The sequence below is a fragment of the Gemmata palustris genome, from assembly GCF_017939745.1.
GTDB lineage: Bacteria > Planctomycetota > Planctomycetia > Gemmatales > Gemmataceae > Gemmata > Gemmata palustris.
This window is the reverse complement of record NZ_JAGKQQ010000001.1, coordinates 3,887,383-3,909,309: the sequence shown is the minus strand read 5'-3', so window position 1 is coordinate 3,909,309 and position 21,927 is coordinate 3,887,383. Positions and strand designations below refer to the sequence as shown.

Genomic DNA, 21,927 nt, shown 5'->3' with positions numbered 1-21,927 from the left:
CGCCTATTCTTGTACGTTCCACCCGTGATCGCTCAAGAGCCGGCTCACCTCGCGGCGCGCGACCTTCTGCACCGCGTCGGCGTCCGGGGTCGCGTCGATGAGGCGGTATTTTGCGGGGCGCATCCCGGCTTCGTATTTGAAGCCCGTGCTCACACGCGCGTAATAATCCGCCCCGCGCTCCTCCATGCGATCAGCTTCGCGGTTCCGGCGCGTGACCGCGATGTCGGGAGGGAGATCGAAGACGAGTGTGAGGTCGGGTTCGAGTCCGCCGGTAGCGAACGCGCCGACCTGCCACAAGGCATCCGCACTGAGCCCGCCCGCGTGCCCCTGATAAACCACGTTCGCGAGGAGGAACCGGTCCGAAATCACCACTTCACCGCGCTCGAGCGCCGGGCGGATCACTTCTTCCACGAGTTGCGCCCGCGACGCCATGAATAGCAAAGCTTCCGTGGTGGTCGCGATGGTGTGCTCGCGCCCGAAGAGTAGCAGCTTCCGCAGTTCCTGGCCGAGTGGTGTACCACCGGGGTCGGCGCATTGGGTGACCGGAATCTTCTGCGCACTCAGCCACTCGACTAGCAACCGGCACTGTGTCGATTTGCCGGTGCCGTCCAGACCGTCGAGCGACAGGAACACGGGGCGCGGCATGAACCACCTCGACGGCCGACCGGTGTGAACCGGTCGGGGAACACACGAACATTCAACGGCACCGGTCCGATAACGAGCGCGACTGCTAGGGGGCGGGAGGCACAACACGTTCTCGGTGCCCACGATCACCACACCGGGAATCACTGCCCCGCTCCCTTGCGGTCGCGGCTCGTTACCGAACCGCCAGGGATTCTGAAATCGATCACCGGCCGGCTCACACCGGCCGTTCGCCCGGCTCTTCGATCACCCCGAGCACGGTGCCGGGCGTGAGCGGATCGTTGGGGAGCACGGCGCGCTCAACGAGTGTGCCGGTCGCGGGGGCGGGCACGTCGAAGATCGCGCCGGGAATCAGCACCTCCGCGACGCGATCCCCCTCGGTCACGCGGTCGCCGACGCGGACGTGCCACAAGCTGAACGTGACGCGCTGCGCACCGAGGTCAGGCGCCGTGATCGGTACTCGCGGGGATTCCTTCACGGGTGGGTACCATGTCGTCCGCGTGGTAGCTGGACCGCACATACGGCCCCGCAACAACTTGCTTGAACCCCATGAGCCGTGCGGTCGCGGCCAGGGTATCGAACTCGCCCGGCGGCACGAATCGAGCCACCGGCATGTGCTTCACGGTCGGGGCGAGGTACTGCCCGAGTGTGAGCACATCGCACTTGATCGCGCGGAGGTCGGCCAGCACGTCGAAGAGTTCATCAATCGTTTCGCCGATGCCGAGCATCAGCCCGGCCTTCGTGACGATGTGCGGCGCCCGGCGCTTCACGCGCTCGAGTAACCCGAGGCTCCGATGGTACAGCGCCCGCCCGCGAACGGTGCGGTGCAGGCGCGGAACCGTTTCGAGGTTGTGGTTGAACACCTCGGGGTTCGCATCGGTCACGGTGTCGATGGCGACGGGGTCACCGAGGAAGTCCGGCGTGAGGACTTCGACAGCGGCCGAGGGCATTCGCGCGCGTACAGCCGCAATGCAGTCCGCGAAGTGTGTGGCCCCGCCGTCCGGGAGGTCGTCGCGCGTGACGGACGTAATCACGACGTGCTTCAAACCCAAACGAACGGCGGCTTCGGCGAGGCGCGAGGGCTCGTCGACCTCGAGGTGCTCGGGCGCGCCTTTGGGCACGGAGCAGAAGCTGCACGTCCGCGTGCAGAGGTTGCCCATAATCATGAACGTGGCCGTGCGGCGCGACCAGCACTCCGGCCGGTTCGGGCACTTCGCGCTCTCGCACACCGTTTCGAGTTTGAGGTCTTCGATTAGGTGCGCGGTGAAGTTGTTCCCGTTCCCGGTCGGGAGTGGGCGCTTCAGCCATGCCGGGAGCCGGTTGCCCGTTCGCGGCGGTGGAGCAGGCTGTTCAGGTTTATCAAGAAGCGTGAGGGAGCGCATGTCGTGTCGGGCGCGGAAGGTCCGCGGGGTGGTTGTGGAAGACCGAAACACGGGCGAAACCGAAGCGGGCCGCGATCAACTCGAGGAGGCGCTGGCGCACACCGGCGACGCGCACCCGGAGCGGACTTTCGCGCTGGAGCGAGGTCATGGGTGCGGGGGCGCCGTCGCACCGCACGTCCCGGAACGGTTCGAGGTCCGGGTTCGCGTTCACAATCAGTCCGAAGGAGCTGACCCAACTGCGGACCGCGACGCCGACGTGGGCAATGCGCCGACCGTTTGCGCTCGCGCCGGGGTGGGCCGGGTCGGGGAGGGCTTCGACGCCGAACTCGCGACACAGATCAACCGCGACCGCTTGCAGTTCGGTAACGAAACGCCCGGCCGAAATGTTAAGCGCGTCGAGTGGGAATATGAGGTAGCACGCGACCTGCCCCGGTTGGTGGAGCATCACCCCGCCGCCGCGACTCACCCACCGAACCGGCCAGCGCCGGGCGGCGAGCGCGTTCACGTTGGGGCGGATGTGGGCCGCACTCCCTTCGCGCCCGATCGTGATTCCGGGCGGGTGCTCGCAGAGGACCAGGGCCGCGGTGTCGCGGTCGCCGCTGACGTCGTAGACCAGCCGGCGCTGGAGCGCGGTCAGGGCGTCGAACTCCAGGGCACCGAGTAGGTATGCCGAGAGGACGCGCTCGGGGGCGAAATCGGGTTGTTCCGGCCGCTCGGTCACCGCGAACGTCTCGTGTCACGTGTGGAAAACACCTCCGACACTGGTAGTTTACCACACGGACGTGCCTTCACCCAGATGAAGTGAGAGCGGGAGGCACGCGACTTTCCGATGGAGTCGCTGGTGCCCCGTTCTTTTCTCGCCGGGCCGTTCGCGCTGGCCGCGCTGGTCACGTTGGCAAACGTCGCCAAACCGGTCACGGTGGACGATACCGCGTACCTCCTCTTCGCGCGCCACATCGCGTCCGATCCCACGGACCCTTACGGCTTCTCGATTTTCTGGTGGAACCAACCGGAGCCGGCAATGGAAGTGCTGTGCCCGCCGGTCGTTCCGTACTGGCTCGCGCTGGGCGTGAAGCTGTTCGGCGAACACGTCGGGCTGCTGAAACTCTGGTTATTTCCCTTCATTCTGCTACTCGCCTGGGCGATGCGATCGTTGCTGGTTCGTTTCGCGCGCGGAACAGAGCATTTTGCACTTCCGCTGTTAATGCTCTCGCCCGCGGTACTTCCGGCCGTCAATCTGATGCTCGATGTACCGGCCGTGGCGCTCGCGCTTGCCTCGGTGGAGTTGTTCATTCGGGCCGCGCTCGCGCGAAACTGGTGGCGGGCGGCACTTGCGGGGATCGTCGCGGGGTTGGCGATGCAGACGAAGTACAGCGCGTTCGTCGCGCCGGCGGTGATCGTGTGGTTCGGCCTCACGCACCGGCGCGTCGGACTGGCCGCGCTCGCGACGGGGTTGTGTGTGGCAGTGTTTGTCGGCTGGGAGGTGTGGCTCGTACAGAAGTACGGGCGGTCGCACTTCGCGTTCCACGCGAGTTCTTCAGGCGGGGGCGGGTGGGAGGAGTTGATCGAAAGCAAGTTCGAGCTCGTCCCGCCGCTCGCGAGTTACTTGGGGTGCCTCGCGGTCGGGGCCGGTTTGCTCGCCGGTTCCGCGCTGCGTATTTCGCGTCAGTGGCTCGCGGGAGTCGCCATTACATGGTGCATCGGGTTCGCGCTTGTGGCGATCCTCCCGCGGCGCTGGACGCTGATCGGTGGCGACTTACCGGCCGCGACCGGATTTTGGCAAGTGAGTGGAGTCGTGTGGTTCGGTACAGTTGCGGCGTGTGCGTGCGTGCTCCTCGTGCGCGTGCGGAACAAGCTCCGTATTCGCGCGAATCGCACGTCGTTGTTCCTCGTCGGCTGGTTCGTGATCGAAGTGGTCGCCGTGTTCGGGCTGACGCCGTTCCCGGCCGCCCGGCGCGTGATCGGCGTGAGTCTCGTGATGGGGTTGATCGCCGCGCGAACGGCGACTCTGGTTCGTCGCGCCCGCCCGGAACGCACGTCGCCGCGTTGGGTGCTGGTGGTCGGGATCGGGGCCGGTGTGCTGGTGGCCGCGTTCGACACACTCGATGCGTACCCGGAGAAAGTGTGCGCACGAGGCGCGACCCACTACACCCGCGACCGACGAGACGGCGAAACGGTGTGGTTCGTCGGGCACTGGGGGTTCCAGTTCTATTGTGAGCGCGAGGGAATGATGCCGCTGATCGCGAAGCAAACGGTCGCGCGCGCCGGCGATTTCGTCGTGCTCCCGCTGTACCCGGAGGGCGACAACTTTCCCCGACCGTATGGTGGCTTCGCCGTGACGCACCCGCCCGAGGGGGCCGCAGACGCGGTCGGGGACGTGGAGTGCGATGACTGGCTCTCGGCGAAGACGGTGCCGAACTTCTACGGCGGCGCGGACCCGGTCAGCGGGCGCGATTCCCCGCGCCTCCGGGTGCGCGTGTACCGCCTGAAGTCCGATTGGGTGATGCGTTGAGCTTTGGGATAAAGGAGAAGAGCCACGGATGACGCAGATCACGCGGATCAGAACCAGAGCGACTATTGAACACGCGCTTGGTTTTAATCCGCGCGAGCCGTGTCTTGCTATTGGCCCGGATTTCGGTGCCAATGTACCCACTCGTTACCTGACCGGGCTCCGGCTTGCGGGTGCCGTTTCAAGGCGTTTTTGGGTTTTTGTCAGAACCAGTTACGGGCGGAGGCAGCGTCAGGGGCGGGAGCGATGTGGGCTGTGCTGCGGGCGGGTACGAGGTTCCCGGTGTCGCGCTCGCGTTCGAGGGTCTCGGTGTCGCGGGGGTGTCCGCGAATGTCAAGGGCGGGGCTGGTACTGGCTGATTCACGTAAGAGTACATCTTCGTATAAGGCCACGTCACGATGTCGCCGATGAGACTGAACGGCAGGTCTATGGCACAGAACAGCATGAGCGCCAGTTGTGGATCGTGCTCGGGCTCCGAATGAGGGTCCGTGCTGACGCCCAATTCTCCGTTCGCGGCGCGCTTGATACACAACATATCTTGCCGGATACCGCCGAAAGGGGTTCTCCCCCCCTCCTCGGGGCGAGTTGTGAGCGTGTTTTTGACTGTTCCGCACCCCGCGATCGGCAGACTTGAGAGCAGCAAAGCCACACAGATTGCGCGAAAAGTCATCTCATCGCCCCCCCCAGGACAAGGGCGCGAACATAGCAACCGAGTACACCCTCGCAAGACCAAAACGATGAAAATCAGGGCCGTCTAATGTGTGGGTATTGGCCCCACCCGTTCCGTAACTGTCGCGGAGGGGTGAGCATTTCGCACCTCACGCGGTCACGACACTCGCCACCACTTCGAGCTTGAGTGCGGCCATCATTTCCAGCCATTCCTTGCGCCAGAAGGTAAACGCCTTCTTGCCGGCGGGAACCTTCGTGCGGAGCGACGCCGCGAGGCCGTCCAGACCCTTTTTCACGCGCGTCAACTGCTTCGGCATCACCGCGCTCGCGTGCGCGCGAATGTCCGCGATGCGCGCGATGCTGACGTTCGCGTCCTGGACCTCGCCGAGCACCTCCTGCACCCGTTCGACGGCCGGGTAGATCGTGTCCTTTAAGAGCGGTGGGAAGCAGTCCGCGAAGATTTCGATCGCGTAGCGGAGGCGCTTCGCGGTGATCCGTAGCGCGTGCAGCGCGTGCGCTTCGGTGGGGTTCGCTTCGGTGCTCGCGGAGAGGTCGCCGAGGAGCGCTCCGAGCTGCTGGGCGGCGAGCGCGCCGAAGTTCGCGGGCGCGCCCGCGCCATCCGGTTCGCGGGCGCGCTCGGGTAGCGCTTCGCTGAGCGTGTTGAACTCGCCGCCCGTTTCGGTCTCGGCGGTCGTCAGGCGCGATTGTGCGGCGGCGCGCTGGCCGAACGAGTAACCGAGGAGGAAATCGAGTGCGGGCTTCGCGGGAGCCGTGCTGAAGGTTTTCGCGCCGGGCAGGGCGGCGAGGAACACGTCCCAGTCGCGCGCGTCGCCGGCGGCCCGGCGGATCGTGCGGAGGGCGGCCTTCGTCGCTTTCAGCGGCTTGCGCGGCAGCGCGTCGGCGAACGCGCGCAGCGCGGCCCCCGCGCGGCGCGTGCCCACGCGGAGCTGGTGAACGTATTCCACGTCCTCAAAGGGCTTACTCGCCGCGAGCGGGAGGTAGTGCCGCACCACCGCGAACCGCTCGGAAAGCACGAGTTTTGCCGCGTCCGCGATCGGCGTTCCGGGCTTCAGGCCCGAGATCCATTTTCCTTCTGCCATAACGTCTGCCTTCCCGGGCGGCCCACCCGCTCGGCGGGCGGACCGCACTCGAAACTTACTTCCCGTACAATTCGGCCACGCGCGCGGCTTGTTGCCGCTCGGCCAGCCAGTCGTTGACCTGTTTCGCTTCAGCGATGAGCACGTCCACCTGCTTCCGCTCTTCCTGGATCGTAGCGGCCACCTCGGACGGGATCGGGAGGTAGGCGCGCCCCAGTTCGGCGGCCATTCGCGTACCGAGTTGCTTACGGAACTCGTGCCGGATCGCCGGCCAGCGCACCGGGAGCAAGAGCAGAACGAGCAAGTGCAGCACGATGATGACGACGAGCGGGATCAGCCCCACTAACGACATGCGGAAGAGGTCCGGGGTCTCCCCACGGACGAAGAAGTTCCACAGCAATAGGCCCGCCGTCGAGACGAGCGCGATTTCCGGCAGTGTGTTCGCGAACAGGCCGAGCGTCCCGCGGACGACGCGCTTGAAGCCGGTCGGGTTGATCGCCTGGCGCTCGACTTCGGCGAGTGCTTCGATGACCGCGCGCGTGACCTTCTCGCGCCAGTCGAGTCGGCCCGCAGCGCCCGCGGGGTCGGTGAGCAGCGTGAGCGGAAAGCCCTTCGATTCGGCTTCGACCAACAGTCGGTTGGTGAGTGCGGTGGTGCGCTGGTCGAGCACGCGCTCGCCCGCGGTCCGGGCACACTCCTGCACGAACGCTCCGAGGTTCCACTCTACCGGCGTCTCGACGCGCCCCCCGAGCAACTTCCCCTTTAAGTTGCCGAACGGGATCCGGTCGCGCAGGCCGCTGCCCGCGTAGCGGAGGCGCGTCGTGAGCCGCAGGTACGCCGCCATCAGCCCGCGGAACCGCTGCTGATCTTCGACGCTGAAGTGGTGCTCCACCTCGGTCTGGTACGGCTCCAGGGTGCCGACGAGCACATCGGCTTGCACGTCCGCTTCTTCGTCGAGCGTGCGCTCCCACGCGGCCTTGACCTTTTCGCCTTCCGCGCTCAAATCCGGGGGGCGGATCGTCTCCGCGATGCGGGTCATTTGTTGCAGTAGTTGACCCACGCCGCGCGCTTTTACGGCTTCGATCTCGAGCCGCGTGAGGCCGAGTTCGAGCCAGTTGCGGAGCAGCCCGAATTGTTCGCCTTCGGGGAGGTCCGCCGGTTTCGGGGGAACGCCGCTCCCGCTGTGGGCTTTGGCCGCATCGAGCCACAGTTGGGCCGTCGTGCGGAAGAGCAGGGGGTTCTGGAACCCCTCGGCTTTGAGGTCCGCGAGCAGGTCTTGGTCCGGTTGCACGCCGCTCTCGCCGGTCACGCACCGGTCCCACTTGTTCAGCACGAACGCGAACGCCCGGCGCTGGCGCTGCTCCTTGAAGAGTTCCCACCCCAGGCGGTCGTGGTACTTCTCTTGCGAACCGACGTACAGCACGATGTCCGCGACCGGTAACAGCGCGATGAGTTTGTCGCGGTTCGAGAGGTCGTTGGAGTCGATGTCGGGCGTGTCGACGATGACTTTTTGTTCGAGCCCGGGGCGGTCGTGCTGCACGAGCCGGCACACCCGGAGCGCGGGATCGAGCCGCTCGGACTTCACCGAATGGTGGAAGTACACCACGGGGTCGCGCGTGGTCGGGCGCGTGAACGAAGCCTGAGCAATCGGCCCGCCCGCGAGGGCGTTCAGGAGCGTGGATTTACCGACACCGGTGCCGCCCATGAGCATGACGACGAGGAGCGGCTTTTCGACATCGAGCGTCTCGGCCTGGCGCCGGAGGTCGTCGGCGAGCCCCTCGAGTTCCGCGCGCTGGATCATCGAGAGCGGGAACTTGCGGCGCGTATCGAGCCACGCGCGCAGGGGGCGCTCCAGCCCGCGCAACAGGGGCGCGAGCGTCCGCAACAGTGGTTGCGGCGCGGCCTCTGGTGCTTCGGCGAGCGGGGGGAGGGAACCGCCGGATTCTTCTTCAGCGCTCATGCGGTCGGCGGCTCCGTGTTTTGGTGAGCGAGCGGCGCGGGCGCCTTGTTTTCGTGCGGCTTCGGTGCGGTGATGGCCGCGACCTTCGCGGCCACGCGCTGTTCCATCGTGCGAATCGACTCCGGCACGCGGCGCAGCACCTGCTGGAGCTTCTCGAACGACGTTCCGCCGGTCGTCGGCCACTCCGCGAGCCACTCCGCGAGCGGCGCGGACAGCGACGTGGTGACGAGTTGCTCGCGGTGCGAGCGGACGCGGTGGCGCGCGCCTTCGGCCACCGCGCGCGTCGCGAGTTCCGCGAACTGGTGCGACGCCGACACACCGAACGGGATGAGCAGCAGGAGCCAGCCCGGGGGCCACGTGAAGTAGACCACGCTGCCAATAATGACAAGGTCGAGCGCGAACTTGCCACCGCGGAGCGTGTAGAGCAGGGCGGGGTTCTTCTCCAGACCGTCCACGAGCGCCTTACCTGCTTCTTCCAGGTCTTCGGATTCCTTTAGCTCGAAGGCGCGGAAGTCCGTCGCGAACCGGTCGCGCGCCTGCGGACTGAGTTCTGAATCGAACCGCACCGCGATCTGCTTCCAGAGCGAGTGCGCGCCGGCCTTGCGGAGCGATTCCGCTTGCAGCGCGTCGAGCCAGCTCGTGAGCGCGCCCGTGAGCACCGTTTGTTCCGAGAGATTCAGCACGTCGGGGCGCGCGACCAGCCCGAAGACGTAATCCCGGGTCCAGCGGTACGGCGAGCGGAGCGCCCAAAATATGCCGCCGACCACGCGCCCGGCGCCGGGCAGTTCGAGCAGGTCCGTGAGCCGTTCGCGGAACCGGTCGAAGCGCCGGAACTGTTCGCCCGAAAGGTACTCGCGGCGGTAGCGCTCGTCGAACGCGGACTTCCCCGCGGTCACCGTGGACTTCCACGCTTCGAGTTCCGAGAAGTCGCGCCGGGCCACGTCGAGTAGGCCGTCCCCGGCAGTGCTGAGGTACTTCGCCGCGTTGGTGACGGTGCGGGCGCGCGTGGCGTCGTCGCTCTCGCACTGCACGAGGATCTGGTTCAACAACTGAACGCGGTACCGCGCGCCCGCACCGGCCGGGTCCGTGCGCTCGGCCATGCTCATGTGCGGGATCGCGACCACCGGCACCGCGGGTACTTCGCCGTTGGGCAGCTTCGGCAGTCGACCGAGAATCTCCTGGCGGAAGTGCTCGATGAAGGAATCCGCGTCCTGTGCGCGCATCTTCGTGAGCGCAACAACAACCGCTTTGCCGGCCTTAACCAGAAGGTGCAGGAACTCCGTCGGGACCGCGTCATTGTAGCGCTCGTCGGACGCGACGTAAACGATCACGTCCGCGAGTGCTGCGACTTCCATGAGCCGCGCCACGTACCCCTCGGAGGCCCAGGTCGTCATGTCCGGGCAGTCCCAGATGACGAACTCGGCGAGCGGGTGACTGTACTTCTCGTTCGTGCCGGCTGTCGTCGCTGTGGGCGGCGCGATGCGCTTCACCTGGTACACGTCTTCATCGGCGCTCGCGGGCTTGTCTTCCGTGAGCCGGTGCATTTGCCCCATGAAGCCGATGTAACTGGGCCACTGGAAGGCCGGTCCCGGCGGCAGGAACGCCGTGGGGTGCCGCGTGAACCCGGCCTGCGGGTTCGCCTCGGCGACTTTATCGCCGGCGAGGAAGTTCACCACCGTGCTCTTGCCCGCACCGGCCCCGCCGACGACCGCGACGTGCAGCGGGCGCGTCGGTTGGCCCTCGAGGAACGGCCCGATGACGTTGCGCGTGAGCGCGGAGGCGAGCCGCAGCGTGCCCGCGTGCGCGGCCAGTTCCGGCTGTCGGCGGCAGTGGTCTTCGAGCCAGCGGAGGTCGTCGGCCAACTGACCCACGGCCGAGCGGTGTTCGGTCGGTTGCATGGGGGTATTATTGCAGACTCGAGGGCGAACGGCCGGAAAGACCGAACCAGAAGAGCTTTTGACGGGATTGACGGGATCAACAATGTAACGCGAGCCGGGTAACTCGGTCCGCGCCGTCGAAGAGTTTTTGACAGGATTAACGGGATCAACAGGATTAAAAGCGAGGTTTAGTTCTGATCCTGTCAAAAACCCCTCCTTATCACGACCGAAACGCGCTCTTCGCGGCCGTGTCGGGTGTTCGGTCCAGTGCGAACGTGGCCAAATCGACGCACGTCGGCTTGCCGGTGAGTAGGTCGGTGATCGCTTGTGCGGTGCCGATCGAGAGTTGCACGCCGGCGCGGAAGTGCCCGCACGCGACGAACGCATTGTCCCACCCCGGAACGCTGCCGATAAACGGCAACCCGTCCGGCGATCCGGGGCGTAGCCCGGCCCATGACGTTTCGAGGGTCGCTCCCGCGAGCGCGAGAACCGTCCGGCGCGCGAACGCGACCAGCCCTTCGATTCCCACGGCGGTGGTTCGCTTCTCGAAGCCCGCTTCTGGCTCCTCGGTCGAACCGATGAGCGTGAGCCCGTCGGCGCGCGGCACGAGGTAGCGCTTGCCGAGCATCAGCACGCGCGAACAACTCGGCCCCTTCAGAAGCGCGATCTGCCCGAGTACCGGGCGAACGTGTGGACTGTGGCCGAGCGGGCGCAACAGAGATTCACTCCAGGCGCCCGCGGCGAGCAAGAACCGCTCCGCGGTTACCCGTGCGCCGGTCGCGAGTTGTGCGGAGGTGATGCGATTGGCATCGAAGTCCCACGCCTCTACGCTGGTGTTCGGATGTAGTTGTACGCCCACTCGTTCACACGCGGCGATAAGGGCACGCAGGTGACGCGGGTTTCGCACTTGTGCGCACCCGGGCAGCAAGTACGGCTCCCCTCCGACCTCGCCGAGCGGTTCGAGCCGTTGGGCGTCGGCAAGGGACAGCCGCTCAAATGCGATGCCTTCTGTGCGCCATACTGTGGGGACGTCGCGGTCTTCGGGTTCCAGGAAATCGATGCCGCCGCAAAGTCGGTAGCCGTTGTCGATACTTGTGAGTTCTCGCAACTCGGCGGAAAGCTCGGGAAAGCGCCGGGAGCCGATGCCGCGGAGCTTGTCGGCCGGGGTCGCAGCGCGTTCGGGGTTGCCGGGCGGAACGATCCCCGCGCCGGCCCACGACGCCTCCCGGCCGAGGTCGCTGCGGTCGTACACCGCGACCGACAGTCCTTCTTTCGCGAGGAAGAACGCGGAGGTGAGCCCGATGATCCCGCCGCCGATGATCGCAACGTCTGGGTGCTTCGCCATGATGCGGTTGTTGTAGCAGGGGCAGCCCGAAATCGCTCACGGGTGCGGTGCCGGAATGCGTTTCGGGTCGCTAATCGCCCTTTGTGCGCTCTTCGGTAACTGTGCGTGAACAATCGCGTTCTGTGTTCGGATCACGGTTTGGGTGGCGGTGCCAACGGTGCGTCGCGCAGTTGCTGCAGAACATATCGGGCGTCTGTGTTCCCGAGTTCCGCGGCCTTAGTGAGCCACGTCACAGCCTCCGATGCGTCTTTGGCGGTACTCACACCTTCAAAGTACCCAGCGCCGAGAAGGTACATGGCGTGGGGTGCTCCGCGTTCTGCGGCCTTATGGACCCATTTCAACCCTTCAACTGTGTCCTTCGGCACACCCACGCCGAGAACGTAGGACTGCCCCAGATTGACCATTCCCAGTGGCAGCCCCAGTTCCGCAGCCTTGCGAAACCACCTCACGGCCTCAACCGGATCCTTCGCTACCCCGACGCCATCGGCGTAACTTACACCCAGATTGCGTGTTGCTTCGGCGTGTCCAGTTTCGGCGGCTTTGTGGAACCACTTGACGGCCTCGACCGGATCCTTCGGCACACCTGCGCCGTTGGCGTAGCACGCACCCAGGCTGTGCATCCCTTCGGCACTACCGAAGTCCGCCGCTTTGCGGAACCACTTCGCGGCTTCGACTGAATCCTTTGCCACGCCAGTGCCATTGGCGTAACACGCACCCAGATCGTGCATGGCTTCGACGCATCCGAGTTCCGTGGCCTTGCGGTACCACTTGACGCCCTCAGTCAGATCCTTCGGTACACCTACGCCATAGGTGTAACATGCACCCAGATCGTGCATCCCTATCGGTAGCCCCAGTTCTGCGGCCTTGCGGTACCACTTGATCGCTTCAGTCGCGTCTTTCGTCACCCCAAGGCCATTGACGTAACACGTGCCCAGATCGTGCATCCCTATCGGTAGCCCCAGTTCTGCGGCCTTGCGGTACCATTTCACGGCTTCGATCAGATCCTTTGCCACGCCGCGGCCGTGGAAATAACACGCACCCAGATTGTGCATCGCTTCGGGACATCCGAGTTCCGTGGCCTTGCGGAACCACTTGACGCCCTCCGTCAGATCCTTCGGCACACCTGCGCCATAGGTGTAACACGAACCCAGACTGACCATTGCATCGGCATTTCCGAGTTCCACGGCTTTGCGGAACCACTTCACCGCTTCGGCGCTATCCTTCGTCACCCCAAGGCCGTTGACGTAACACGCACCCAGATCGTGCATCGCATCGGCATTTCCGAATTCCGCACCCTTGCGGAACCATATCACGGCCTCGGTTGGATCCTTCGCCACGCCTTCGCCGTCCAAGGAGCATTGTGCGAGGAGACACATTGCGTCCGTGTTCCCGCGCTCGATGGCCTTGCGGAGCCACTTCACGGCCTCGGTTGGATCCTTCGCCACGCCGGTTCCCTCTTGTAGGGACCGGGCATAGAGGACCATCGCTTTGCTCGACCCCTGTGTGGCAGCCTCCTTCCACACGGGTGTCCGCTTCTCCCCCTGTGCTCTGAGGAAGTCGGCCGTACTGCGGTGCTCGTACCAACACCGTTCCACAATGGCATAGTCTTCCGAGACACTGTCGCCGGTCGAGGGCGCTTCTGCTTGGGGTAACGCGGTCGGGGCCGGGTTCGGGTCGGGGGCAGGTTCCTGGCGCTGGCACGCGCCAGCGAAGAGGAGCGCGAGGAGGAGCAGGGCGGACGATCCGCGCCGGCGCGTGGGGCCGGTCGGGGTGGGGGCTTTCGTCATAGAGAATGCATGGGCTGGAATGGGGTCGAGCATAATCGCGCCACAGTTGTGACTTGAAGAGCCGCGTCTGAACTTGCTCACGGGGGCACGTGCCCGAAGTCCTGGGGTCGCTATTTCGCCCGGGCCGTCGCACGTGGCGCCAAGACGCCTTGCAGAACCGTAGTTCGCCTCGTGAACGAGTGCCCGCGTATTGCTCCCCGAGCCCGAAATTACAACCCGAGAAAATCCCTGCAAACAACCGCGCAACACGACGGTGCCATTCTTGTGGATATGAGACCAATGCGCCTTCCACTTGACCCACCATTAGCTTGGGGCCGGCGCGTTGACCGCGTCGAGGCCCTTGGTGAACAGTTACAGGGGCCGCGCGGGCCTTGGAACGATGAGGCGGAACCGCGAGCGCATCGACGGCTGGAGTTGCGGCACCAGTGGGCGACCGGGTAAAACACTTCGGCGTCGCCCGCGCTGCAAGAGGGGCTCCAATGAAACGAACACTCGCGCTCTTGGCCCTTGTGCTCCTCACGGGTCCGACCCGTGCCGGCGAGCCGGCACCCGAATTGACAGCTTTGCTGAAAAAGGCCGCCCCCCTGCGCCCCACGGGGCGCGACCTGGCGTGGCGCGAGATCCCGTGGCACGACGACCCGGTTGCGGCCCTCAAGGAGGCCCGGGACGAGAAGCGCGCGATACTGGTGTGGCTGGCCGGTGGTCGGGACCGGGACGGAACTCCACTGGAGCGGTGCTGAGGGTACGCGGCCGGGCTCCGTGCGGGCCCTCTGAACGACCCCGCGGTCGTAAAACTCGTCACCGAATCGTTCGTACCGGTGACGCTCAACGCGGACCGCTTGCCGGACACGGCCGAGGGCAAGTTCTTCCGGGCGCTGCTGAAGCAGTGGCCCCAGGGACTGTGGGTCGTTACGCCCGAGGGCCGGGTGCTCGGGTTCCACTACCACCGGGCGAAGGGCACCGAGTCCGCGGCCGAGGGCGCCAAACGCTGGGTGACCGATACGCTCGGGATGCTGAGCGACGCAGCCAAAGCCGCGGGTCCGGCGCCCGCGCGCGTGGTGAAGGCGAAACCGGGTACACTCGCCGACCGGGGCCGCGGGGTGGGAGCCGAGGGCGGGGTGCGATTGGCGGTGAGCGTGATCGGGCTGCGGAACGGGCGCCAAGAAGGCCCCCCGGTCGTGGACAGCATCCGGCTGGGCGCCAAGGAATGGACCGCACTGGCCCCGCCGGGTGGGGCGCGCGTCGGGACGGAGTGGTCGGTCCCGGAAGCGATAGTTCGCCACTTTACCCCGGCGCTGAGCCCGATGACAGACCCGATCTTCGGCCCGAAGCCGGGCGACGTGACGGTCGCGAAGGTCACCGCGACGGTGGCGCGGGCCGGGGACGGTGTGCTCGTGGTGCGGTACGCGGGGACGTGGGAGTCCGCTCACGACCGGGACGGCGACCCCAAGTACCCGATCCGCACGACCGCGACCGGTGAGGGGGTGGGCGTGTTCGACGCGACGACGGGCAAGGCGGTCGCAATGGCGTGGGTACTGAGCGGCACGTTCCGGGCCGGCCCCGCGACGGAGAAGGCACGCCCGACCGGGGCAGTTATTGAGTGGCTCGCGGACCCGTGACACCGGGATTGGGGAACCGGTACAACCCGAGCACGTTCACCGTGGGCGCGGACGCGCGGCCCCTGGAACCGGTGCCCGAGGCGAGCTTTCCGCCGAAGTATTTCGGCGGCGCGAGATGGGCCGACTCGCCCGGCGGTAATGGCCCTACGTGTGGCGCAATCCTAACCTAACGGTACGAGGTTCAAGGGTTCGTCAACGCTTCGTACCGGGACGGTAACTCAGTTGGGTCCGGGCGGCCCAGGGCGCGGGCACCCGGAGGGTGCTCGCGATAAGAGCCCAGATCTCAAAGAATGGCCAGTGATGCTTTTCGCATGCGGCACCTGGAAGGGCTGCGCGGACGCACGCAGCCGCCCAACTGTGGTACGGTCGTCTGTGATTTGCTCGTCGTTTCCGCTACAATTACGGCTTGTCCACAGACTCCAGGGCGGCGAGGGCCGCCGCGGTGGTGTCGTAATCGGTGTTACCACTCCCCCGGAACGAGCGGTCATTCCGCCAAGCGGCAAGAGTCGCCCGCAGCGCCAGGCCCGCGAACACTGTCGTCACCACGAGCAGTTTGGCCAGGAAGTCGATTACCAGCCGGAACGACGCTAGATCGAAGGCGTAGACCACCGACTTCGACTCGGCCATCGCGGTCCGAACGTCTTCCAAACCGATCTCATCATCGTCTGCCAAGGCATCAAGTTTGGTGGACACGGCGGCTCCCCGATCGAACCCGACCACCCGTAAGCCGGCCACTTTGCCGGTCAGAGCGAACGCAACCAGGAGCGCGATACCGGCGAGGCCGGTGAGCCCGACGACCCGCTTCACCCGGCCGATCCGTGCGGCGTCGGCGTCGGTCAGGTGCGGGCGGACGAGCGCCCGGCCGAACACCGAGTACAGCGCCGGGCTCCCGGCCCACAGAAGCACTCCGAACACGAGCAGCGGGCTGCGGGCGGCGTGGTTCGCTACCGCCAGCAGAACGAGCCAGAATAGTAGGAACGCCGGGGCAACGGTGACCAGCAGCCACCCCGGCAACTGGGCCGCCGGCATCAGAGTTTTTACCCGCAGGCACCCGTTCACGGCCCCGGGAATGAGCGACAGCACCGCCGGAAGGAGCAACAGGTACCCGCCGCCGGACAGTACGAACTCGACCAAAGTTTCCTCCATCGCAACGGCTTTCTCGAGCACCGCCGGATCCACCGGGACTTGCTCGGACTCGGGCCTCTCGTCGTCTTCTTCGTCGTCTACGACCTTGGCAGCAGGCGCGCCGGTCGCGGGTGAGATCGGTTTGGCCGCAAGTTTGGTGACGGACTCGGGGGTAACGGGCTGAACGTGGTAGATCAGGCCGACCGGGAGCAATGCGTACACGAACGGTAAGAGGAACGCCGCGGCCCACGCCCCGGTGAGGAGTGCGGCCCCCGCTTCGGGGCGGGTCCACCGCGTGGCACCGACCAGTGCGGCCAGCGGTAGCGCGCCCGCGGCAACCAGCCACGCCACCTCCAACCCTTTTCCGAAGGCCGTGTACTCGCCCATTCCGCCCGCGACCGTGTCCACGACGGCCAGGGCGAACGCACCGGCAGACACGGCCGCCGCAACGAGGAGCAAGCTGCGCCGCCACGCCGCGTACCGCTGGACGACGGGCTCGGTCAGCCCGGCGGTTGCTAGCCGCTCGGCCTCGGCCTGCGAAGGGGTAACCCGCCCGAGATTCCACGCAAACGCACGGGCTAGGTGGGTGAGGAGTGTAGCCGACGGGGGCGAGGTCATGATGCACCGGCAATCGTTGAGGCGGTGAGGGGCACGGGTATTTCGGGGCCGACAATTCGAGTCACGGTGAACCAGCATCGGTCGGGCGGTCGGGTGAGATGAGTGGAGCGGACCCGATTCATCCGGGCCGAAACGACTCTCGATGCCATAATCCGGCGGGTCGCGCTATTCCTTTCCGTCGCCCGATTCGGCAGGTAAGAGTCCTGGAGGTCGGCTCCGGGCATCATTCCTCCCGAGTGTGCGACCGACAGCCTCCGCGCAGGCGCCGGGTTTCACAGATGGGGCTTATGAAGACTGGGGTTCGGCAGGGTGCCGAACCCTCAGTCGAACACAACGAGAAATAAATGGCTTTGGCTCATGAGGCCGTCGGGGTGGGCCGGGGCAGCCCAAGTAGGGTGCGGACCATGCCGGCCACGTGTTGTACGCCACTGGAAGACGGCGACGTACTGATGGAGGTCGTGCTTGCGGATCTCGCGGAACGGTCGGACGAATGTGCGCAAGGCCGCCCACAGCCTTTCGAGCGTGTTGTCATGGACCTTGCGAATCCCGTCCCCGTCGTCATCGCGGGCCCACTCCCGGCGACCCGGCGCGTGGGTCACCGTCGCGTGCCCACGGCCCGACAAGGTCGATTGCGTTGCAGGCAGGTCTCTCACAACCAACTATTCCGATTCGGTCACCGGTCACCCTCTCCCCGCGTGACCGATTAGGCGCTCGGCGCAAGCGGGCGCACACGCCCGTTCGCCGAAACACATTTTCGACTGGAAGCCGTTGCGGGCAATCGAATCTCGCGAGGCCCTTTCGGGGCCGCTACCGCTTTAGGCCGTTCACGGGCACGAGTGTGTTCTTGTTAGCGCACATGCGGGCGCGCTTTTGTCACCTGCGTCGGGGCCGGCCGTTGTTTATTCGCTTGACGGCTGGACGGCGGGCGGCGACGATCCTGGTACACTTCTAAATTCACGGTATCCGTTTCGTACACTCTCACTCTCTCCTTTTCCCAACGCCCTCCGCCACCTTTAACCGGTGCAGCCCATAATGCCCATTATCAAGACGTGCTGTCCGAAGTGCGACACTCGTGTTCGCGTCGCCGTGGACGAAGACGGTGACCACGAGGTCGAGTGCCCCAAATGCGGGCACGAGTTCACCGCCGGGCTGGAGGACGCGGAACCGCCGGCCTTGAAACCGGCGGAGATCATCAAGCGTCGCGATCGAGGCGACGAGGGCGGCCGGCCCGGGAAGTACAGGCGGAAGGACGCGGGCGCGTCGAAGGCACCTCTCGTCGCCGCCGTGGTCGCGGGCGCCCTGGTACTCGTCGGCGGCTTGGTCGCGCTGGTGCTGGCGTTCAGCAGCCCCGATAAGCAACCGGTCGCGCAGGCCGATCCGCCTGCGAAGGCGAACCCTGTATCGCCCAAACTGAACCCGGACCCGCCGAAGCCCAACCCGAAACCCGAGCCGGTGAGCGCCTCAAAAACGCCAGCGGAGCCGCCGGCTCCGGTCGGGGACGTGTTCGCCCGCGCCGCGTCGTTCAAGCCGGAGGGGCCGCTACCCGAACTGCCACCGCTGCCGCCCGGGGACCGGCGCCCCATGCTCGTCCTCGACCCCGGCGGGCACACCGGGTTCGTCAGGCACGTGTTCTTTACCCCGGACGGGAACCGGGTCATTTCGGTGGCCGAGGACAAGTCGGTGCGGCTGTGGGACGTGCCCAGCGGCGCGGCCGTGTACACGGCCCGGCTGCCGGCCGGGCCGGACACCGAGGGCGCGCTGTTCGGCGCGGCCCTGTCGCCCAACGGCAAGCACCTCGTGGTCGGTGGGTTCCCGCTCAACGGCGGCAGATCCGGCATCCCATTTTACGTGCTGGCGGTTGAGACCGGCGAGTTGCTCGGCGCGGCCAGTGGCGCGGCGGACGTCATTCACGCGCTCGAGTACTCTCCGGACGGGAGGTTGCTCGCCGTTGGCTGCGGCAACGGTACCCTCCAAGTGTACGACCTCGCGGCGCGGAAGTGGGTGTACGAGGTGCCCGCGCACACCAAGCAGGTGAAGCAGATCCGGTTCCACCCGAAGCGGCCGGTGCTGGCCGCGGTGGGCCGCGACAGCGAGGTGACGGTCTGGGCGCTCTCCGATCGGACCGGTCCCACGGTCCGATTGAAACTCGCAGAGCAGGGGGCGAACACGATCGACTGGGCGTCGGACGGGAGCGCGCTCGCGATCGGCTGCGGGAACGGCGAGGTGCTCACCTATGACCCGGCCGGCAAGCCGCTCGCGAAGGTGGCACCGGCGCTGGAGGACGGGAGGAGCCCGATCCAGATCGTCCGCATGCGGTTCCTGCCCGGCGACAAGCAATTCGTCTTCGGGGGCATCGCGCGCCAGGGCTGGGCCGGGGTGACCGACGTTGAAACCGGCCGGCAACCCGTGGTCGTGAAAGAGCACACGAACACGGTGATGGCCGTGAACCGGTCGGCCGACGGCGCGCGGGCCGTGACCGCCGGCGGCGAGAACAACGAAATCATCGTATGGGGCACAAGGGACGGGGCGATCGTCCGCAAGTTCCAGTCCGCCAGCAAGTCGCTCTGGGCGGTCGGGTGGGGGAAGGACGGGAAGTCCCTCGCGTGGGGCAACACCAACCTGACCGGGGCCGACGGGCTGTGCGCGCTGGAACAGGCGCTCCGGCTCGACGAGTTCGTGCCCGGCCCGGCTCCCGAACCGGGCGCGTACGCGCGGCACGTCCGCGACGACGGCACCTACTCGGTCCGCGTGGACAACTTCTTCCAGTTCACGGTCCTCGAGAACGGTAAGCCGCTCTACCAGCACAAGTCGCGCGCCGACCGTATTTATAGCGTCTCGCTCCTTCCCGGGCGGGGCGTCCTCGTCGGCGCGTCGTTCGACCTGTACCTACTGGAAACGAAGACCGGCAAGCTGATCCGCCAGTACCGCGGCGACCGCGGGCTGACGACGGCGCTGGCCCCGGCGCCGGACGGTCGGCACTTCGTCAGCGGGTCGTCCGACCAGGTACTCCGCGTGTGGGCGGTGGACCGCGAAGACCCGGTACTGTCGGTCTTCGCCGTTTCGCGCGAGTGGATCGCGTGGACGCCGCAGGGGTACTACGCGTGCTCGCCGTACGGCGAGCGGCTCATCGCGTGGCAGGTGAGCGCGGGTGTCGCCAAGCTGCCGGCGGTCCACCCGGCGGTGCGGTTCCGCGCGTCGCTCTACCAGCCCGCGCTCATCAAGTACCTGATCCCGGCCGGTGACATGCGGCTGGGCCTCGCGATGGTGAGTAAGTTCGAGCGGCAGCAGATCACCGCGACCGGGTTGGCGGACGTGCTGCCGCCGGGCGTCACGCTCGCTGCGCCGGTCGCCGCCACCGACAAGCCGATCACGGTCCGCGCGACGGCCGAGGGCAGTGCCAAGAACCCGATCGTCGCGATGCGCCTGCTCGTGGACGGGCGACCGTATGATGGGGCCGCGGGCGTGAAGCGGTTCGACAAGCAACCGAAAGCGGAGGCGAGCTGGGAAGTCACTCTGGGGCCGGGCACCCACACACTCGTGGCGCTGGCCGAGTCGCCGGTGAGTAAGGGCGGCTCCGCGCCGGCGGTCGTCACCCGGGCCGGCGCGGAGCCGCTCCCCAATCTGTACGTCCTGGCGGTCGGGGTGTCCGCGTACCCCGGTAGCATGAAACTGAACTACGCGGCGTCCGACGCGATCCTGCTCACCGACACGCTCCGGGTGCGGTCGAAGGCGGTGTTCGGCACCATCGAGATGAAGGTGCTGACCGACAAGCAGGGGACCAAAACGAACATCCGCGAGGGGCTGGACTGGCTGAAGGCGAAGATGACCGCGAAGGACGTGGGCATCGTGTTTTTCTCCGGCCACGGCGGGCGCGACGAGGGCACCGGGAAATTCTACCTGATCCCGGTGGACGTCGGCCCCGATATGGAGCGCACGTGCTTGTCCGGGGAGGAGTTGAAGAGCCGGCTGGAGGACATGCCGGGCCGGCTGGTCGCCATCCTCGACGCCTGCCACTCCGGCGCGGTGACCGAGATCCGGCCGGCCCAGACCGACAACCTCGTGCGGGACCTGATGACCGACGACTACGGGGTGGTAGTGTTGGCGTCGTCGCTGGGCGGCGAGTACTCGCTGGAAAGCCCGGCGACGAAGGCCGGGTTCTACACGCTCGGGCTGACCGAGGGGATGGGCGGTCGGGCCGACTTCAACCGCGACGGGGTGGTCCACCTGAACGAGTTAGAGCACTACGCCGCTGTGCGCGTGCAGCAGTTGAGTGGTGGCCAGCAGAACCCGACGCTGGGCCGCCCGTCAACCATCAGGCCACTCGCTATCTCGAAGCCGTGATTGTCAGATAATCTAGTCGTTTACACGGGCGCACGAAATGGAATGCCAACGCCCTGGGGACTCCTCCCGGGAAGGGGGCGTCTTTCCCTCAACCAAAGCAGATTCGCGCAACCGAGTGCGGAGGCCTATTCGACATCTTCGGGAGCCCGTTCCACCCGATCGCCTGAACCCAAGAGTGGCGCACTTTTGCCGCCGTTTCGCTCGCGTCCGCGTGGCGTCGGCTCGGTGATCTCTACTCGCGCCCCACTCGAACCGGCGCTACACTGAACTCGCGTGTACGATCGATTGATCATACGTTATCGTGATGATCGCGTGCTGGCTCTATGACTTCCCCAGCACGAGGTCCACCACCCAGCATCCGCGCACGTGCGGCCCCGGACCGCGACAGTGCGCCAGCACATCCTCACTGTCGCACCCCGCGTCCTGGAGCGCGTCGGCCAAAATGGGCATCGCACCGAAGTCGCGCGACTCGTACATCTGGGACGCGAGGGCAACGGCTGTGGAGGTGCGCCACTCGTGGAGGAAGGTGACGGGACGGAACGGGTTCCCGAAGATGTCGCGGATGGTCGGGCCCGCGGCCTGCAGAGCGATTCTTATTGGATCGCCCGGACGGGTAATCTGAAGGCTACTGAGGCACGTTGGGAAGCTGAGGAAGTCTCTCTCACTGATCGCAACCGCGGCCAGGAACAGAGGGGTGTATTCCCCCGATGGGTCGCTACTGCTCAACGAGTTCTTGCGATGGGTCAGGGCTTGCCGGCGCCGCTGCATGGCCGGTTTTGCCCGCTCGTCGTCGGCATAACGCTCCGCAGCGTCCAGTCCTAGAAGGTACTCCACGGTCCCCACGAGTGCTGCGAGTTTTCGACAAACGCCGCAAGCAAATAACTGGAGCTTCCTGTCGGTCCTGCGTGACTGCAGAAACATAACCATCCGCACTGGGTCTTCCAACTCCAGCCACC

Annotated in this window: 15 protein-coding genes; 4 read left to right on the top strand and 11 right to left on the bottom strand. The window is 66.3% G+C overall.

From position 1 onward, the window contains the following. Positions 1 to 3: 3 nt before the first annotated feature. The 4 genes from tmk to J8F10_RS16070 form a co-directional block, all read right to left on the bottom strand. On the bottom strand, positions 4 to 645 hold the full coding sequence (gene tmk / locus J8F10_RS16085) for a dTMP kinase (protein WP_210655251.1): 642 nt from the start codon (positions 643 to 645) through the stop codon (positions 4 to 6). A gap of 214 nt (positions 646 to 859) precedes the next feature. Beyond that, on the bottom strand, positions 860 to 1,120 hold the full coding sequence (locus J8F10_RS16080) for a biotin/lipoyl-containing protein (protein WP_210655249.1): 261 nt from the start codon (positions 1,118 to 1,120) through the stop codon (positions 860 to 862). Next, entirely contained in the window at positions 1,083 to 2,024 is a 942-nt protein-coding gene (lipA, locus tag J8F10_RS16075) for a lipoyl synthase (RefSeq protein WP_210655247.1), read from the bottom strand. Before lipA ends, J8F10_RS16080 begins: the two co-directional genes overlap by 38 nt. After that, entirely contained in the window at positions 2,002 to 2,745 is a 744-nt protein-coding gene (locus J8F10_RS16070) for a lipoyl(octanoyl) transferase LipB (RefSeq protein ID WP_210655245.1), read from the bottom strand. Before J8F10_RS16070 ends, lipA begins: the two co-directional genes overlap by 23 nt. Positions 2,746 to 2,865: 120 nt before the next feature. Here J8F10_RS16070 and J8F10_RS16065 point away from each other — a divergent pair, with 120 nt between their 5' ends. Beyond that, positions 2,866 to 4,536, top strand: coding sequence for an ArnT family glycosyltransferase (locus J8F10_RS16065; protein WP_210655243.1), 1,671 nt, complete (start codon positions 2,866 to 2,868; stop codon positions 4,534 to 4,536). 815 nt (positions 4,537 to 5,351) lie between these two features. On the opposite strand, the gene J8F10_RS16060 is transcribed toward J8F10_RS16065, so the two are convergent. The 5 genes from J8F10_RS16060 to J8F10_RS16040 form a co-directional block, all read right to left on the bottom strand. Beyond that, positions 5,352 to 6,302 carry a CHAD domain-containing protein gene (locus tag J8F10_RS16060; protein ID WP_210655241.1) on the bottom strand — a complete coding sequence of 317 codons (951 nt, stop codon included), beginning with the start codon at positions 6,300 to 6,302 and terminating at the stop codon, positions 5,352 to 5,354. A gap of 55 nt (positions 6,303 to 6,357) precedes the next feature. Beyond that, positions 6,358 to 8,259, bottom strand: coding sequence for a GTPase (locus J8F10_RS16055; protein ID WP_210655239.1), 1,902 nt, complete (start codon positions 8,257 to 8,259; stop codon positions 6,358 to 6,360). Continuing rightward, entirely contained in the window at positions 8,256 to 10,157 is a 1,902-nt protein-coding gene (locus tag J8F10_RS16050; RefSeq protein ID WP_210655237.1) for a GTPase domain-containing protein, read from the bottom strand. Before J8F10_RS16050 ends, J8F10_RS16055 begins: the two co-directional genes overlap by 4 nt. A gap of 199 nt (positions 10,158 to 10,356) precedes the next feature. After that, a complete protein-coding gene (locus J8F10_RS16045; RefSeq protein ID WP_210655228.1) occupies positions 10,357 to 11,481 on the bottom strand; it encodes an NAD(P)/FAD-dependent oxidoreductase in 1,125 nt (374 codons plus the stop codon). A gap of 131 nt (positions 11,482 to 11,612) precedes the next feature. Next, complete coding sequence (locus J8F10_RS16040; RefSeq protein ID WP_210655226.1) at positions 11,613 to 13,268, bottom strand: SEL1-like repeat protein; 1,656 nt, start codon at positions 13,266 to 13,268, stop codon at positions 11,613 to 11,615. Between the two features lie 479 nt (positions 13,269 to 13,747). Here J8F10_RS16040 and J8F10_RS16035 point away from each other — a divergent pair, with 479 nt between their 5' ends. Together J8F10_RS16035 and J8F10_RS16030 are read left to right on the top strand one after the other, a co-directional pair. Next, positions 13,748 to 14,008 carry a hypothetical protein gene (locus tag J8F10_RS16035; RefSeq protein WP_210655224.1) on the top strand — a complete coding sequence of 87 codons (261 nt, stop codon included), beginning with the start codon at positions 13,748 to 13,750 and terminating at the stop codon, positions 14,006 to 14,008. A gap of 78 nt (positions 14,009 to 14,086) precedes the next feature. Next, entirely contained in the window at positions 14,087 to 14,887 is an 801-nt protein-coding gene (locus tag J8F10_RS16030) for a hypothetical protein (RefSeq protein ID WP_210655222.1), read from the top strand. Positions 14,888 to 15,286: 399 nt separating this feature from the next. Here the strand turns inward: J8F10_RS16030 and J8F10_RS16025 are convergent, their stop codons facing one another. Then, complete coding sequence (locus J8F10_RS16025) at positions 15,287 to 16,630, bottom strand: hypothetical protein (RefSeq protein WP_210655220.1); 1,344 nt, start codon at positions 16,628 to 16,630, stop codon at positions 15,287 to 15,289. Between the two features lie 1,032 nt (positions 16,631 to 17,662). On the opposite strand from J8F10_RS16025, the gene J8F10_RS16020 reads away from it, so the two are divergent. Continuing rightward, on the top strand, positions 17,663 to 20,971 hold the full coding sequence (locus J8F10_RS16020) for a caspase family protein (RefSeq protein WP_210655218.1): 3,309 nt from the start codon (positions 17,663 to 17,665) through the stop codon (positions 20,969 to 20,971). A gap of 321 nt (positions 20,972 to 21,292) precedes the next feature. Here J8F10_RS16020 and J8F10_RS38965 read toward each other — a convergent pair whose 3' ends face one another. Further along, a complete protein-coding gene (locus J8F10_RS38965; RefSeq protein WP_246523388.1) occupies positions 21,293 to 21,805 on the bottom strand; it encodes a hypothetical protein in 513 nt (170 codons plus the stop codon). Positions 21,806 to 21,927 lie beyond the last annotated feature (122 nt).

Excerpts from the sequence above, each read along its gene's own strand:
- tmk (WP_210655251.1), bottom strand. The coding sequence starts at position 645 with ATGCCGCGCCCCGTGTTCCTGTCGCTCGACGGTCTGGACGGCACCGGC.
- lipA (WP_210655247.1), bottom strand. The coding sequence starts at position 2,024 with ATGCGCTCCCTCACGCTTCTTGATAAACCTGAACAGCCTGCTCCACCG.
- J8F10_RS16060 (WP_210655241.1), bottom strand. The coding sequence starts at position 6,302 with ATGGCAGAAGGAAAATGGATCTCGGGCCTGAAGCCCGGAACGCCGATC.
- J8F10_RS16055 (WP_210655239.1), bottom strand. The coding sequence starts at position 8,259 with ATGAGCGCTGAAGAAGAATCCGGCGGTTCCCTCCCCCCGCTCGCCGAA.
- J8F10_RS16050 (WP_210655237.1), bottom strand. The coding sequence starts at position 10,157 with ATGCAACCGACCGAACACCGCTCGGCCGTGGGTCAGTTGGCCGACGAC.
- J8F10_RS16045 (WP_210655228.1), bottom strand. The coding sequence starts at position 11,481 with ATGGCGAAGCACCCAGACGTTGCGATCATCGGCGGCGGGATCATCGGG.
- J8F10_RS16040 (WP_210655226.1), bottom strand. The coding sequence starts at position 13,268 with ATGACGAAAGCCCCCACCCCGACCGGCCCCACGCGCCGGCGCGGATCG.
- J8F10_RS16035 (WP_210655224.1), top strand. The coding sequence starts at position 13,748 with ATGAAACGAACACTCGCGCTCTTGGCCCTTGTGCTCCTCACGGGTCCG.
- J8F10_RS16025 (WP_210655220.1), bottom strand. The coding sequence starts at position 16,630 with ATGACCTCGCCCCCGTCGGCTACACTCCTCACCCACCTAGCCCGTGCG.
- J8F10_RS16020 (WP_210655218.1), top strand. The coding sequence starts at position 17,663 with ATGCCCATTATCAAGACGTGCTGTCCGAAGTGCGACACTCGTGTTCGC.